This window comes from Paraburkholderia tagetis (genome assembly GCF_022213065.1).
GTDB classification, from domain to species: Bacteria; Pseudomonadota; Gammaproteobacteria; order Burkholderiales; family Burkholderiaceae; genus Paraburkholderia; species Paraburkholderia tagetis.
In genome coordinates, this window is the sequence record NZ_JAKLJA010000047.1 from 32,190 (window position 1) to 44,798 (window position 12,609).

Here is a 12,609-nt window from a genome sequence, read left to right on the forward strand (position 1 = left end):
GAGCCAATGAGCAAGTTGAAAGATCTCGAATGGTTGTTCAACGGGCGTCATTTCGACCGCGAAGTCATCGTGCTTTGCGTGCGTTGGTACCTGCACTACAAGCTCAGTCTGCGCGATCTTGTCGAGATGATGGCTGAGCGCGGCCTGTCCCTCGCTCACACTACGATCCTGCGTTGGGTGAAGCGCAACACGCTGGAGTTCGTAAAGCGCTGGAATCGGTTGGCCACGGTAGCCGGCGCGTCGTGGCGAGTCGACGAGACCTACGTGAAGATTCGCGGCAAATGGGCCTATCTATATCGCGCCGTTGACCGAGCGGGAAAGACGATCGATTTTCGCCTCAGCGCCAGGCACGATGTGGCAGAAGCAAAGGCGTTCTTCGTGAAAGCGATCAGGACTCAGGGGCGCGCTCCTGAAACGATCACGCTGGACGGCTACGCGGCATCTCATCGGGCGGTCCGCGAGATGAAGGGCGACGAGTCACTACCCACGCGGACGAAATTGCGATCCTCGAAGTACCTGAACAACCTGATCGAGGAGGATCATCGTCACATCAAATCGCGGGTGAACGTGATGCTCGGATTCAAGCGGTTCCGGGACGCCGCCGTTACTCTCCCCGGAATTGAACTGATGCATTGCATTCGCAAAGGCCAATTCGATCTCACCAGCGTGCACCTCAAAGATACCACTTCGTCCTCGATCTGGATGGCGGTTCTTTCAGCTCGTTGAGGTCACAAAAATTTGGGCGATTTCTCGCCCGACTACCGAATTTGCACCACAACCCCAATCGGCGTGTTGTCCCGATTCGGTCGCCGAGTGACGAGAGGTGTGGGTGACGCACGCGAAGTCTGGTGCCAGCACGGAGAGGCGGTCTGCCATGTTGAGAGGGCGCGTGAATCTGCAAACAGATCGCCCAAGCGCAAAGGCTACTTAGAAAACTGATATGACTTTCCTTGTCAAGCACGATCGGTTTTCAAATTTTCTCGATCAGGCATTCGAATTTCCTGAGGGCGACGTAGCAGTAAAACCGACGGTGGATCACACTGACATGCGCGGATTGGGTACCGCATTACAGAGTTCTACATGAACGCCCCCGTTTGCGAGGGTTTTCGCGTGTGTTCGGTGACAGGATAGGTTGCAGCTCTACATTCGGCCTTCTTGCAGCCTGCTTCGCTGCGGGCCCCGATGAAATCCGCTGACTCGCGCCTCATTCCGTCCACGAGCTCAAGGCTCTCTCTGTAATCCAGGCTGTGCGAGTTCCGGTCCGACCTGTCATGTCATCACACTCGATTGCCACCGCAACCTTTGGACGTGCAATCCGTCCTGTAAAGGGTTTTACTGATTTCTAGTTCGTCTCACAATCACGCCGCTGTGCTGGCGTGGCCCTTTTCGTATGGTTTCCCGTGAGCAAGGATGGCCCAGATGGTGCGGGCCATCTTGTTCGCGATAGCGACGATTACCACGTTGCGATGTCGCCGTCTGGTGAGTTGATCGATCCATGCACCTGGCTCCCGGGAGTGCGAGAGCACGCTGCGTGCGCCGTGAATGAGCAAGGTCCGCAAATATGTATCACCGCGTTTACTTATGCCCAGCAGTACGGTCTTGCCTCCGGTGCCCACCTGCTTTGGTACGAGGCCGAGCCACGCCGCGAATTCGCGGCCGCTACTGAACGCTTTCGGGTCACCCATTGTTGCAACGGCGGCGGTGGAAGTCAGGAGCCCGACGCCCGGAATCGCCGCAATCTTCCTGCATGCCTCGTCGTCCTTCAACCATGCCCGCAGTCGCCGCTCAATTTCAGCGATCTGCCGGTCGAGATTCTGAAGGTCATTCCACTGTTCGCGCAGTGATTCGATGAGCATGGCAGGTAGACGGTCCGTGAGCCGCTCAAGCACTCCAGGAATTGCCTTGTCCAGGGAAGCGCGGCTCTTGCCCATCACTTCGCCATATTCGGTCAGCAGGTCACGCAGGCAGTTCATCTGCATGGTGCGGAACTTGATCTTCTGTTGGCGTATCCGGTGCAGGGCAAGTATGGCTTGCTGAGCCTCCGTCTTGACTGCCACAGAGTTGCCGGGCATCTGCGTGGCCATCCAGATGGCACGAGCGTCTGCAGCGTCGTTCTTGTTACGAATATTGAACGCTTTGGCGAACTTCGCCGGTATCAGCTTCACTTGATGCCCCATTTCCAGCAGCCGTCTGGCCCAATGCTGGGCGCCGCCGCATGCTTCCATGCCTACCAGGCAGGGAGCACGATTCGCGAAGTGCTCAAGAAATGCGGCTCGCTTGATTGCCTTGTTGACGATTTCGCCGGTATCCGGATCCACCCAGTGCAACTGCATGACGTTCTTGGCGATATCGGCCCCAACTGTCGTATAGTTCATCGTGGATCCTCCGGTTTGCCGTGGGAAATCGTCATGATCTCCCACCTTGGGCACTCTGATGCCGTCGGCCCGCGAGGATCCAGCTTCCTGCATTTCCTCACCAGCCGCAGTGGGGGCGTTCATTCCATTCCGTCTCGTGAGCCTGCCGCTATCTTAGGACGCAGGTCGGGTTCTGCCCGTTGCGAAGTTTTCACGCGGGTTGCTCGAGTACCGGGCTACGCCGCCTTCAGGAAACTCAAACTATGATCAGTTCATCGTTCGCCCATATCGACTGCCGCCGAGCTCATGCGGGCTGCGTGCTGCGCGGCAGCGCGAGCGCCATGGCGAGCCGCGCAATGTCCCAGATGAAGCCGGCCAGCTCGCGCGCAACGGCCACGACTGCGATGTTGGCGTCCTTGCCGCGTGCCACAAGCTTGCGATATCGCTGGCACAGCCGCACCTGCGCATCCCAGGCTCGATCGATGATCGCTTTGGGGAGCCCTTCGTGTCGCTGCTGGATTTGCCGTGCGACGCGCGCTGCATGCCTGTAACTCCATGCTGCCTCCACAAGCAGCTTGCGGGCATAGCTGTTGCCGGTTTTGGTGATGCTGCCCTGATGTCGCTTGTTACCCGACGAATGTTCGGAAGGTGTCACGCCGAGCCACGCCATAAGCTGACGCGGGTGCGTGAAGCGCGACAGGTCACCCAGTTCGGACACCATGCCGATGGCCGTGACGAATTGCACGCCGCGCATCGCCTGTAGAGCCAGCACCACAGGATAAAACTGCCAGTTGACTACGGCTTCGCGTAACGCCGCCTCGAGCCGCTCGCACTGCGCAAGGCGATCCTCAATCGTGCGTCGATATTCTTCAAACGCCAGTTGCTGCCATGTGTTGGCAAACGAATAGCTGCTCAACCAGCGCCGATGTGCTTCACTCCAGTCGGCGCGACCCGTATAGCGTACGCCGTGCGCGAGCAGGAACGACTTCAGGCGCTGCCTGGCCTGTCTCAAGTCCTCTCTAACCGCTGCCCACGCGCGGGCCAGATCACGGAATGCTTCGTCTTCCACACCGGGTACGTGCACGGCCGACAGATCCCCGGCGCGCAGCGAACGTACGAGCTTGATCGCGTCTCGCCGGTCCGTCTTCACGCGCTCACCCGGCTTCTTCGGGATCAGCGACGGCGCACAGACCATACTCTCGAAGCCGCGCTCGGTCAGTTGCCGGTACAACCCGTAGCCGCACGGACCAGCCTCATAAACGACACGCACGTGTGATGCTTTCGACTGCAGGCGCTTGCACAGGCGATCGATATCGGCCTTCGTTGTCCCGATCTTGCCGAGCAGTTCGACCCCGCCTGCACCGATCGCGTAGGCAACGGTGATCGAATCCTTGTGAACGTCGAGCCCTACATACAATGTGCTATCGTGTTCCACGCTGGCCTCCGTGATGGATATCGCCGGGTGTGGCCCTGTCCACACCGTGCGGCTCTGGCGTCATGCTAACCCGCGTTTGATTCCTCACAAGGGGCCAGCCCCTGTCACGCGGAGTCATATTGACCCGCGTAGATGACCCACGCGCGGCCGGCCCTCGTTTCGCGGAAAGTCATACTGCCTCTATGAACGCGTCCCGTTTTGCAACAGTTTTCGTTTGTTCAGACTGACAGGATGGGCTGCAGCTCTCTATCCGGCCTTCGTGCAGCCATAAAGCCGCTGCGGGCCCCTATGAAATCCGCTGACTCGCTCCTCATTCTTACAACGAGCTCGAAGCTCGAGACAGTATGCAGGTTTAGCGGGTCCCAGGTCCTACCTGACTGGTCATCACACTCGATTGCTGCGCAACCTTTCGACGTTTACTCCGTGTTCAAACGTTAATCTTCTACATCAAACACCATTCAGGCGGGCTTCACACTTACGTAGTCCCTGCGGTATGGCCTGTCGTGAGCAAGCACCGCCCAGATTGTGCGAGCCATCTTGTTTGCGAGCGCGACGATCACGACATTTTTGGGTCTGCGCTTGATCATCTGCTCGACCCACGGACCAGGCTCTTTCGCGTGCTCTAACACCGATCGCGCACCGTGAATCAGCAGCGTGCGCAGGTAGGTGTCGCCGCGCTTCGAGATGCCGTGCAAGATCACCTTGCCGCCGGAGCCCGTCTGCCGGGGGACAAGACCGGCCCAGGCGGCGAACTCACGGCCCGAGCTGAATGCCTTCGGATCGCCCATTGTCGCGACGGCCGCTGTCGCGGTCAGCAACCCCACGCCCGGGATCTCGCTGATGGCCTTGACCGCCTTATCCTCTTTCTTCCACTCCCGCATCCGGCGTTCGATCTGCGCAACCTGCTCATCGAGCTTCGTCAACCCATTCCATTGCTCGCGAAGCGAGTCGATAACAACCGCAGGCAGTCGCTCGGCAACACGTTCGAGTACGCTGGGAATAGCCTTATCAAGTGCAGCACGACTCTTGCCCATTACCTCGCCATACTCCGTTAGCAGTCCCCGCAGGTTGTTGACCTGCATCGTGCGAAACTTGATAAGTTGCTGGCGCATCCGGTGCAGCGCCAACATCGCCTGCTGCGCCTCGGTCTTTACCGCGACCGGCTTGACTGGTTGCTGAACGGCGAGCCAGATAGCGCGTGCGTCCGCGGCATCGCTCTTGTTGCGAATGTTGAAAGCCTTGGCAAATTCCGCTGGTATTAGTTTGACTTCGTGCCCCATTTTGATGAGCTGCCGTGCCCAGTGATGCGCACCACCACATGCTTCCATGCCGATGAGGCACGGGGCACGATTCGCAAAGTGTTCGAGAAACATCGCTCGCTTGATTGGTTTATTCACGATCTCTCCGCTTTCCGGATCAACGTAGTGCACCTGGAAAACCTGCTTGGCGATGTCAACACCTACGGCCATACTATTCATCGTGGATCCTCCGGGCGCCGGGAAATACATGCATTTTCCACCCGGGCACATTGATGCCGTTGGCCCGTGAGGATCCACCGTTCTCCGCTCACACGTTCACGGGCGGGACGCGTTCATTTCATTCTTATCGTAATAGCGCGATTGTCCCTTTGATTTTCGTGCGGGTTCCCGCTTAGGGGCACCAAGCCTGGCGGGGCATTGCCTTGCACCTCCCCAATATTTTCAACAAAAAATCATTCGGTTGCTGTTTACCTGACCAACGTCGGTTGCCCACGCCCCGTGAGCCCGTGACTTGGTCCTAATTGGCATTGTGAAGTTATAAACGGTTGCGCGTTGGGTGCACAACAGCCGTTCGCGAAGAATTCAGGCGATCTATCCAGAACTCAGGCCTTTTAGACAGCGTCAAGCAGCACGGCCGGTCAGCGTCTCTCACCGGGTAGGTGGGGGCGTTCATTCCATTTGGCGCCGTCCACCTTTACGGCCGTCAACGCGAATCGCCAAATAACTGGATTACGAGGCTGCGTAGCCATCGATTCCCGGCTTCATGGTGATATCGCGCGTGCCAGTGCTGCCGAACTGTAAAGCCTTCGACGGCAACTGGGCACGCGTGCACGGCAAGGTCATTTGCCTGCGCCAGCGTTTCTCCGATATGGCGGGGCAGGGTCGTAATGAGGTCGGTGCTCTGGATGATTGCTCCGAGACCCAGAAATCCCGGCAATTCCAGGACGACCTGCCGCTCTATACGAGCCCGCATAAGCGCCTGCTCCAGCAGCTGGGCACCGGTCCCGGCCGTTATCGCAACGTGGCCTTCCGCGCAAAACTGTTTGATTCCAAGTCGGGATCGAATCCTTGCATGATGACGGTTTGCCAGGCACACCCAGTCCTGATCGTACAGCTTCTGCTGATAGATGCCACCGCCGAGCCACGGAACGTAACCAACAGCGAGGTCCGCTTCACCGGATTCGAGGGCGCGTTCAGTGTTGCCATCGATACGCGCGGCTTCCAGGCGGACGCCGGGCGCCTGCGCACGAACATGGGCAAGCATCCGCGGCAGCAGCGTGATGTGGCTCGCGTCAGTCATGCAGATCCGGAATCGCCTCTGGGCGGTGGCAGGGTCGAACGCAATTTCCCAAGCCGCGAAGCGGCGCAGCGACTCGAGTATCTCCCGGCACGGCCCGATCAGCGCGTCGGCCTGCGGTGTCGGCGCCATACCGCCAGGTGTCCGGATGAACAGCGGATCGTGAAGATATTCCCGCAAACGCCCGAGCCAGATGCTGATTGTCGGCTGGCTCTGGCCAAGCTGTTCGGCGACTCGCGTGACGCTGCGGGTGTCATAGAGGAGGTCAAACAGCTGAAGCAGCTTCAGGTCGGGGAGTTCGTCGGGAAACATTGCAGTATTGTGTTTTTCAATGATGTCATTGTAGTCATTATATTGCCAGAATGAATGGCGACTTCTATCGTATTGCTACGATTCAAGGAGACGTCATTGAAGATTGCGATTCTGGGCGCCGGCGCACTGGGCTGCGCCATTGGTGCCACCCTCACTGAAGGCGGCCATGAGACCTGGCTGATCGACCGCTCGGCGGCACACGTCGACACCATGCGCCAAGATGGACTTCGGGTGGATGACGCGAGCGGTTCCCGGCAGGTCCGCGTTCGTGCGACAACGCAGGCAAGCGAGGCCGGCGCAGCGGATGTGGTGATTGTTCTGGTTAAATCATTCCACACGGATTCGGCCATTCGCGGGGCGTTAGATCTTGTCGGGTCGGAGACGGTCGTGCTGTCGCTGCAGAACGGTCTCGGGCACGAAGACATCCTTGCAGACGCCGTTGGTCGCGAACGCGTGCTCGCTGGCAAAACCTATGTGGGCGGCGTCCTGCGTGGCGCTGGTCACATCGAGTCCGGTGTGGTCAGCAAGTATACGTATATCGGCGAGCTCGATGGCCGAATCACGCCCCGTGTACAGACTCTCGCGAACGCATTCAGCGCAGCCGGGCTGGCGACAATGGTCAGCGACAACATCGTCGGCACGATGTGGGACAAGCTGCTCGTCAACGTTGCCACGGGCGCACTGACTGGCCTGACTGGCCTGACCTACGGACAGCTCTACGACGAGCCCCTGCTCAAGGCCACTTCCCTTGCGGCCGTAGCCGAGGCGATTGCCGCTGCTCAAGCGGCTGGCGTCAAGCTGTCGATGACGGATCCCGAGCAGGCCTGGATTCTCGCCGCAGAGGGTCTCCCTGCGGCCTTCAAGACTTCCATGCTGCAGAGCCTGGAGAAGGGTTCGGTAACCGAAATTGACTTCATTAACGGCTCTGTGGTGCGCTGGGGACAAAAACATGGCGTGCCAACTCCCGTGAATGCGACGCTCGTCGCCTGTATCAAGGGCATCGAGCGCGCCATGGCAGACCACCAACTCGAGGGAGTCGCGGCATGAGTGCAACCCGAGCCTATCTGGAGCACGTTGCCGTCTGGGTGAAGGACATCCATTGGCACATTCGCTTCTTCGAGGACGTTCTAGGCATGCAAATGCGCGAGGTCGACGGAACGCCAGACGTGCCCCGGCAGTACTGGACGCTCGGCGGCATGCAGTTCATCCACGCGCCTGAATTCGACGGACCGGAAGGTCGACTTGCCCACCTGGGCGTGATATGCGAAGACCTGGAAGCGGCACTCGCTGCCGCTCAGCAATTCGGGGTGGCCGAAATGACGCAAGGCCGTAACTGGCTGCGCTTGCCGGATGGTCTCGCGGTCGAACTGATACAGGCAAAGCCCGCATCGTGTGTCGCGCGGGCGCTGGCGATCAATCCCCGCTCGGAGGCATGAACATGACTATCGTCGAAAAATACTGGGACGACGCGCGGGAAGGCGACGAGTGTGTCAGTCCCAATTACACGGTGACAAAGGAGCGCATCCTCGCCTATGCGGATCTCACCGGCGACCACACGGCTGTGCACGTCGACGAAGCGTATGCAAACGCGAGCCACTTCGGCTGCATCGTCGCGCACGGCCTGTTCGGACTGTCTATCGCGGACGGTCTGAAGACGCAAAGCGACTATCGCTTCCTCCCTGGCATGTCGCTCGGTTGGACCTGGGACTTTCTCCTGCCTATCAAGGTCCACGACGTGCTGCACGTGAAGTTTCGCGTGGCTTCGATGAGGGCGAGCAAGAGCCGCCCGGGCTGGGGCATTGTCGTATTGCCGTCTGAACTGATCAATCAGGATGGCGAGGTTGTTCAACGCGGAGAGCATCGCCTGATGATCCCGCGCCGCCCGGGAGCATTCTGATGCAGGCACGTCCTCTCGAAGGCATTCGCGTCGTCGACTACAGTCACTTCCTCGCCGGCCCCTATGTCGGGCGCTGCCTCGCGGCGCTCGGTGCCGAGGTTATCAAGGTGGAGCGCCCCGGTACGGGCGACGCCGGGCGCCAGCACGCGACCGTACTGGACGACCAGCAAAGCGGCTACTTCCTTCAGCTCAACATGGGCAAGCGCGGTGTGAGCGTCAATATGAGGGACGCACGTGGCAAGGTTTTCATGCAACGGCTGTGTGATTCCGCGGATGTGTTCATCGAGAACTATCGACCGGGTGCGCTCGACAGGCTCGGACTCGGGTATGCCGAGTTGTCGGCCCGCAATCCGCGCCTTGTCTACTGCTCGATCTCCGCGTATGGCCATACGGGACCCGACGCACATCGGGCGGGCTTCGGTCTGATCGCCGAAGCGAAGAGCGGAATCATGCAGATGGTCGGGACACCGGGCGAGCGGCCGCCGCTGCTGCGCATCTCACTCGGTGACATGTACACCGGTATCCATGCTGTGGCTGCCATCAATGCGGCGCTGCTCGGACGTGTGAAGAGCGGCCGCGGGCAGCACATTGATATGGCGTTATACGACACGCTTGTCTCCATGCACGAGTACGCGGTTCAGTGTTACACGCTGCAGGGTGTGCTCCCCGAGCAGACGGGGCACGACATGCCCACGTCGACATTGTATGGCGTGTTTCGCGCAGCAGACGGCGACCTCGTGATCGCAGCCCAGGTTGACGACGCCTGGAAGCGCTTTGCTTCGCTAATTGAAACGAACGGCGGCCCGGCGGGGTTCGGCGCCGACGTTCGATTCCACGATAGCGTGGGACGCAACGCACGGCGTGCCGAAATCCTGTCGGTGGTTGAACCGTGGGTGGCCGCCCGCCCCGTGGCATCGGTTCTCGAACTGCTGGACGGCATCGATGTTCCGTGCGCGAAAGTGCAACGTATCGACGAGGTGCTGGCCGATCCCCAGATTCAGGCCCGGGGCATGGTCGTTGAGCAGGAGCATCCGCGCTACGGGAAGTTGCGTCTGCCTAATCTGCCGTTCCGCTTTTCTGATTGCGACACGACGATACGCGAAGTGGCGCCTGATCTTGGGCAACACAACGCCGAGATCGCGCGCTCGCTGGGTTTCGGGCCGGCGGAAATCGACGCGATGGAGACAGATGGCGTGCTCTTTTCGAAAGTGAGTCAATCATGACTGACCAGTATGCCGTAATTGGCAATCCGATCGGACACACAAAATCGCCGCTGATTCACGGCATTTTCGCCAACGAAAGCCGGCAGGACATGAGCTACACGGCGATCGAAGGGCCCATCGAACCGGCAGATGCCTTCGTCAGCGTCGTTCGAGCCTTTGCCGCAAAGGGGGGCAAGGGCATTAATATCACTGCGCCGTTCAAGCTCAAGGCGTTCGCCATGTCGGATGAGTGCAGTGAGCGGGCCGAACTGGCGGGCGCGGCCAATGCGCTCAAGTTTGAGAACGGGCGCATCGTTGCCGACAACTTTGATGGAATTGGCCTCGTACGTGACATCGAAGTGAATCTGCATCTGCCGATGGAGGGCAAGCGCGTATTGATGCTTGGCGCGGGTGGTGCGGTGCGTGGCGCGCTGCTGCCGTTTCTTGCAGCAAGACCGGCAGAAATGGTCATTGCAAACAGGAACATTGCCAAAGGTCATGCACTGGCAACCCAGGTTTCGGGGCGGGGCCCGTTGGTCGCCTGTGGCTACCCCGATCTCGAGCAGATGGGTCGATTCGATCTCGTTGTCAACGCGACATCGGCGAGTCTCACCGACGATCTGCCGCCCGTTCCCCCGGGCGTCTTCAGCCCACAAGGCACGGCCTATGAACTCGCCTACGGCAAAGGACTGACACCTTTTCTTCGGCTAGCGCGGAATGCGGGTGTACACGGCGTTGCGGACGGCGTGGGCATGCTGGTCGAGCAGGCTGCAGAAGCATTCCTGTGGTGGCGGGGCGTGCGCCCGTCGACCAGTGCGGTAATTGACCGCCTCAGCGTCCCGCTCGCCTGAGCAAGTGAACCCGTCACCCGAGCACGCGCATGAACGATCCGCATTATCGCTACTGCCGTTATGAGGTTGAAGGTCCGCTGCTAACGCTGACAATCGACCGCCCAGAGGTACTGAACGCGTTTCACCCCGATGCCCATCGGGAATTCAGCGATGCATTCGACCGCTACGCAGTGGACCCCGGGCTACGTGTTGCCATCGTCACTGGTGCGGGGGAGAAGGCGTTCTGTGCTGGAACAGATCTGAAGGCGCTCAGTACCACGGGTGACCACACGAAGCCGCGAACTGGCTTCGCGGGGATCACCCACCGCTTCGAACTGTGGAAGCCGCTAATAGCGGCGGTCAATGGGCTGTGCCTCGGTGGTGGCATGGAAATTCTCGCTGCATGTGACCTTGGGGTTGCCGCCGCGCACGCCGAGTTTGGCCTGCCCGAGCCCCGCGTCGGGCTCGCCGCGCTAGGAGGTGGCCTGCTTCAGCGTCTGCCACGGCAGATCGGCATGAAGGATGCGATGGCACTTGTGCTGGCTTTGTCGCAATAAGGGACCTGCTATGCTGAAGTCATGGAAACGCACGATCTGATCAATGAAGCAGAACCTGAATCCAGCTGTCGCGAAGGTGCTCAAGCGTTTGCACTATCCGCTCGATGTAATCCTTCTCTGCGTGCGCTGGTACGTTGCGTATCCGCTGAGTCTGCGCCACCTCGAGCAGATGATGGCCGAGCGAGGAATTTCGGTTGACCATTCGACCGTGCATCGCTGGGCGCGCAAACTGTTGCCGGTGCTGGAGAAAGCGTTCCGGCGCAGCAAGCGGGCGGTCGGCAGGAGCTGGCGTATGGACGAAACTTACATTCGGGTCAGGGGCGAATGGAAATATCTGTATCGCGCCGTGGACAAGGCTGGCAACACGATCGATTTCCTGCTGCGAGCCCATCGTGACAAGGTTGCGGCCCGGCGCTACTTCGAAAAGGCAATCGCCCAGAATGGCGAACCGGAGACCGTGACGATCGATAAAAGCGGATCAAATCTGGCGGCGCTACAGGCGCTCGACTCTGAACGTGAGGCGCCGATCAGGATCCGCAAGAAGAAGTACCTGAACAATGTCGTCGAGCAGGACCACCGTGCCATCAAGCGTCGCACCCGACCGATGTTGGGCTTCAAGAGCTTTAGTTGTGCGCGCATCATTCGTGGCGGCATCGAATTCATGCACATGATCGTCAAAGGCCAGATGAAAGACGGTGGCATCGCGCAATCTCCCGCCCAGCAGTTCTACTCGTTGGTCGCATGAGCAGTCCTCACCATACCTAAAGTTGCTTGACTCGCCTTCCTTATCGCGACAAAATCAGAATTTTTGCACTGGCAGGTGAATGATGCTCCTCGCAATTGAGATTGTTCCCCCCAAAGTTCGATAGCCTGTTATCAAGCCGGCGCGACTTCATTGGAGATACGCGCATCGGGCCTCGCCGCAACCCTGCGGCGGCCCATTGTCAGTCTGCGCACCGTCGTCTACCAGAATTGAAGGCAGGCAATGATCCATTTCTGCTTGCCCTTCAGGGATGACCATATATCGCGTTCCAGGCGGCTTCGCAGGAACGGACTGTGACATTCCAGCTGCGGTGCCGCCGTAGCCCGTATTTACGCTTCCTGCTGCATCACTACACGCAGCAACTCGAGCCTCGGCAGCCTGGATATCCGCAGGATAGTATGTCGTGCTCGGCATGTAACCAGCATGTTCGAGTTGAACAAGCTCTCCCCGTACTTCTGCGCGTGTTACTGGTCCTCCGGACGGCTGGGCAAATGCAATGCGGCAAATAAAAGGCTGAGCGCCCTGATCAGGGTGTTCATGAGAAGTGCCTCCCTGATGAGCCTGTTTCCCCGGGAGTTGGGGGAGCAATCGTCAATACTGGTGTACGCGGGCGGGGCGGCATGATCAGGCGGCCAGCGCTTGAGGAGCCGGTGTGCTGTCGATCACCGGGGTTCCGTCTTTGAAGGGGACGCCCTTCAGAAGC

Annotated in this window: 12 protein-coding genes and 1 pseudogene; 8 read left to right on the top strand and 5 right to left on the bottom strand. The window is 59.5% G+C overall.

Annotated features, from left to right (window positions below):
• Positions 1 to 6 precede the first annotated feature (6 nt).
• Positions 7 to 726: an IS6 family transposase gene (locus tag L5014_RS32575; protein ID WP_238467909.1), complete on the top strand. Its 720-nt coding sequence runs from the start codon at positions 7 to 9 to the stop codon at positions 724 to 726.
• 632 nt (positions 727 to 1,358) lie between these two features.
• Here L5014_RS32575 and L5014_RS32580 read toward each other — a convergent pair.
• From L5014_RS32580 to L5014_RS32595, 4 genes are all read right to left on the bottom strand, one after another.
• Positions 1,359 to 2,375, bottom strand: coding sequence for an IS110 family RNA-guided transposase (locus L5014_RS32580; RefSeq protein ID WP_238467922.1), 1,017 nt, complete (start codon positions 2,373 to 2,375; stop codon positions 1,359 to 1,361).
• A 283-nt stretch (positions 2,376 to 2,658) separates the two neighbouring features.
• The gene (locus L5014_RS32585) at positions 2,659 to 3,789 is read right to left on the bottom strand and encodes an IS110 family RNA-guided transposase (protein ID WP_238467910.1); all 1,131 of its coding nucleotides are present in this window, start codon (positions 3,787 to 3,789) and stop codon (positions 2,659 to 2,661) included.
• Between the two features lie 458 nt (positions 3,790 to 4,247).
• Entirely contained in the window at positions 4,248 to 5,267 is a 1,020-nt protein-coding gene (locus L5014_RS32590; RefSeq protein WP_238467911.1) for an IS110 family RNA-guided transposase, read from the bottom strand.
• 484 nt (positions 5,268 to 5,751) lie between these two features.
• Positions 5,752 to 6,657: a LysR family transcriptional regulator gene (locus L5014_RS32595; protein ID WP_238467912.1), complete on the bottom strand. Its 906-nt coding sequence runs from the start codon at positions 6,655 to 6,657 to the stop codon at positions 5,752 to 5,754.
• 96 nt (positions 6,658 to 6,753) lie between these two features.
• Between L5014_RS32595 and L5014_RS32600 the strand changes: the two genes are divergently transcribed.
• Genes L5014_RS32600 through L5014_RS32630 form a run of 7 tightly spaced genes read left to right on the top strand, consistent with a single transcriptional unit; the run spans position 6,754 to position 11,888 of the window.
• Complete coding sequence (locus L5014_RS32600) at positions 6,754 to 7,704, top strand: ketopantoate reductase family protein (protein WP_238467913.1); 951 nt, start codon at positions 6,754 to 6,756, stop codon at positions 7,702 to 7,704.
• Complete coding sequence (locus tag L5014_RS32605; RefSeq protein WP_238467914.1) at positions 7,701 to 8,093, top strand: VOC family protein; 393 nt, start codon at positions 7,701 to 7,703, stop codon at positions 8,091 to 8,093. Before L5014_RS32600 ends, L5014_RS32605 begins: the two co-directional genes overlap by 4 nt.
• 2 nt (positions 8,094 to 8,095) lie before the next feature.
• Complete coding sequence (locus L5014_RS32610; protein ID WP_238467915.1) at positions 8,096 to 8,554, top strand: MaoC family dehydratase; 459 nt, start codon at positions 8,096 to 8,098, stop codon at positions 8,552 to 8,554.
• Positions 8,554 to 9,777, top strand: a complete 1,224-nt coding sequence (locus L5014_RS32615; RefSeq protein WP_238467916.1) for a CaiB/BaiF CoA transferase family protein — start codon at positions 8,554 to 8,556, stop codon at positions 9,775 to 9,777. Before L5014_RS32610 ends, L5014_RS32615 begins: the two co-directional genes overlap by 1 nt.
• Positions 9,774 to 10,607: a shikimate dehydrogenase gene (gene aroE / locus L5014_RS32620; RefSeq protein ID WP_238467917.1), complete on the top strand. Its 834-nt coding sequence runs from the start codon at positions 9,774 to 9,776 to the stop codon at positions 10,605 to 10,607. Before L5014_RS32615 ends, aroE begins: the two co-directional genes overlap by 4 nt.
• A gap of 29 nt (positions 10,608 to 10,636) precedes the next feature.
• Positions 10,637 to 11,143: an enoyl-CoA hydratase-related protein gene (locus tag L5014_RS32625; protein WP_238467918.1), complete on the top strand. Its 507-nt coding sequence runs from the start codon at positions 10,637 to 10,639 to the stop codon at positions 11,141 to 11,143.
• A gap of 43 nt (positions 11,144 to 11,186) precedes the next feature.
• Complete coding sequence (locus tag L5014_RS32630) at positions 11,187 to 11,888, top strand: IS6 family transposase (RefSeq protein ID WP_238467919.1); 702 nt, start codon at positions 11,187 to 11,189, stop codon at positions 11,886 to 11,888.
• 282 nt (positions 11,889 to 12,170) lie between these two features.
• Here the strand turns inward: L5014_RS32630 and L5014_RS32635 are convergent.
• Positions 12,171 to 12,445: pseudogene (locus L5014_RS32635) on the bottom strand (DUF4148 domain-containing protein); the annotation flags it as partial.
• Between the last annotated feature and the right edge of the window lie 164 nt (positions 12,446 to 12,609).

Coding starts and splice junctions, on each gene's coding strand:
- L5014_RS32595 (WP_238467912.1), bottom strand. CDS start 6,657: ATGTTTCCCGACGAACTCCCCGACCTGAAGCTGCTTCAGCTGTTTGAC.
- L5014_RS32630 (WP_238467919.1), top strand. CDS start 11,187: ATGAAGCAGAACCTGAATCCAGCTGTCGCGAAGGTGCTCAAGCGTTTG.
- L5014_RS32625 (WP_238467918.1), top strand. CDS start 10,637: ATGAACGATCCGCATTATCGCTACTGCCGTTATGAGGTTGAAGGTCCG.
- L5014_RS32615 (WP_238467916.1), top strand. CDS start 8,554: ATGCAGGCACGTCCTCTCGAAGGCATTCGCGTCGTCGACTACAGTCAC.
- L5014_RS32580 (WP_238467922.1), bottom strand. CDS start 2,375: ATGAACTATACGACAGTTGGGGCCGATATCGCCAAGAACGTCATGCAG.
- L5014_RS32590 (WP_238467911.1), bottom strand. CDS start 5,267: ATGAATAGTATGGCCGTAGGTGTTGACATCGCCAAGCAGGTTTTCCAG.
- L5014_RS32605 (WP_238467914.1), top strand. CDS start 7,701: ATGAGTGCAACCCGAGCCTATCTGGAGCACGTTGCCGTCTGGGTGAAG.
- aroE (WP_238467917.1), top strand. CDS start 9,774: ATGACTGACCAGTATGCCGTAATTGGCAATCCGATCGGACACACAAAA.
- L5014_RS32575 (WP_238467909.1), top strand. CDS start 7: ATGAGCAAGTTGAAAGATCTCGAATGGTTGTTCAACGGGCGTCATTTC.
- L5014_RS32610 (WP_238467915.1), top strand. CDS start 8,096: ATGACTATCGTCGAAAAATACTGGGACGACGCGCGGGAAGGCGACGAG.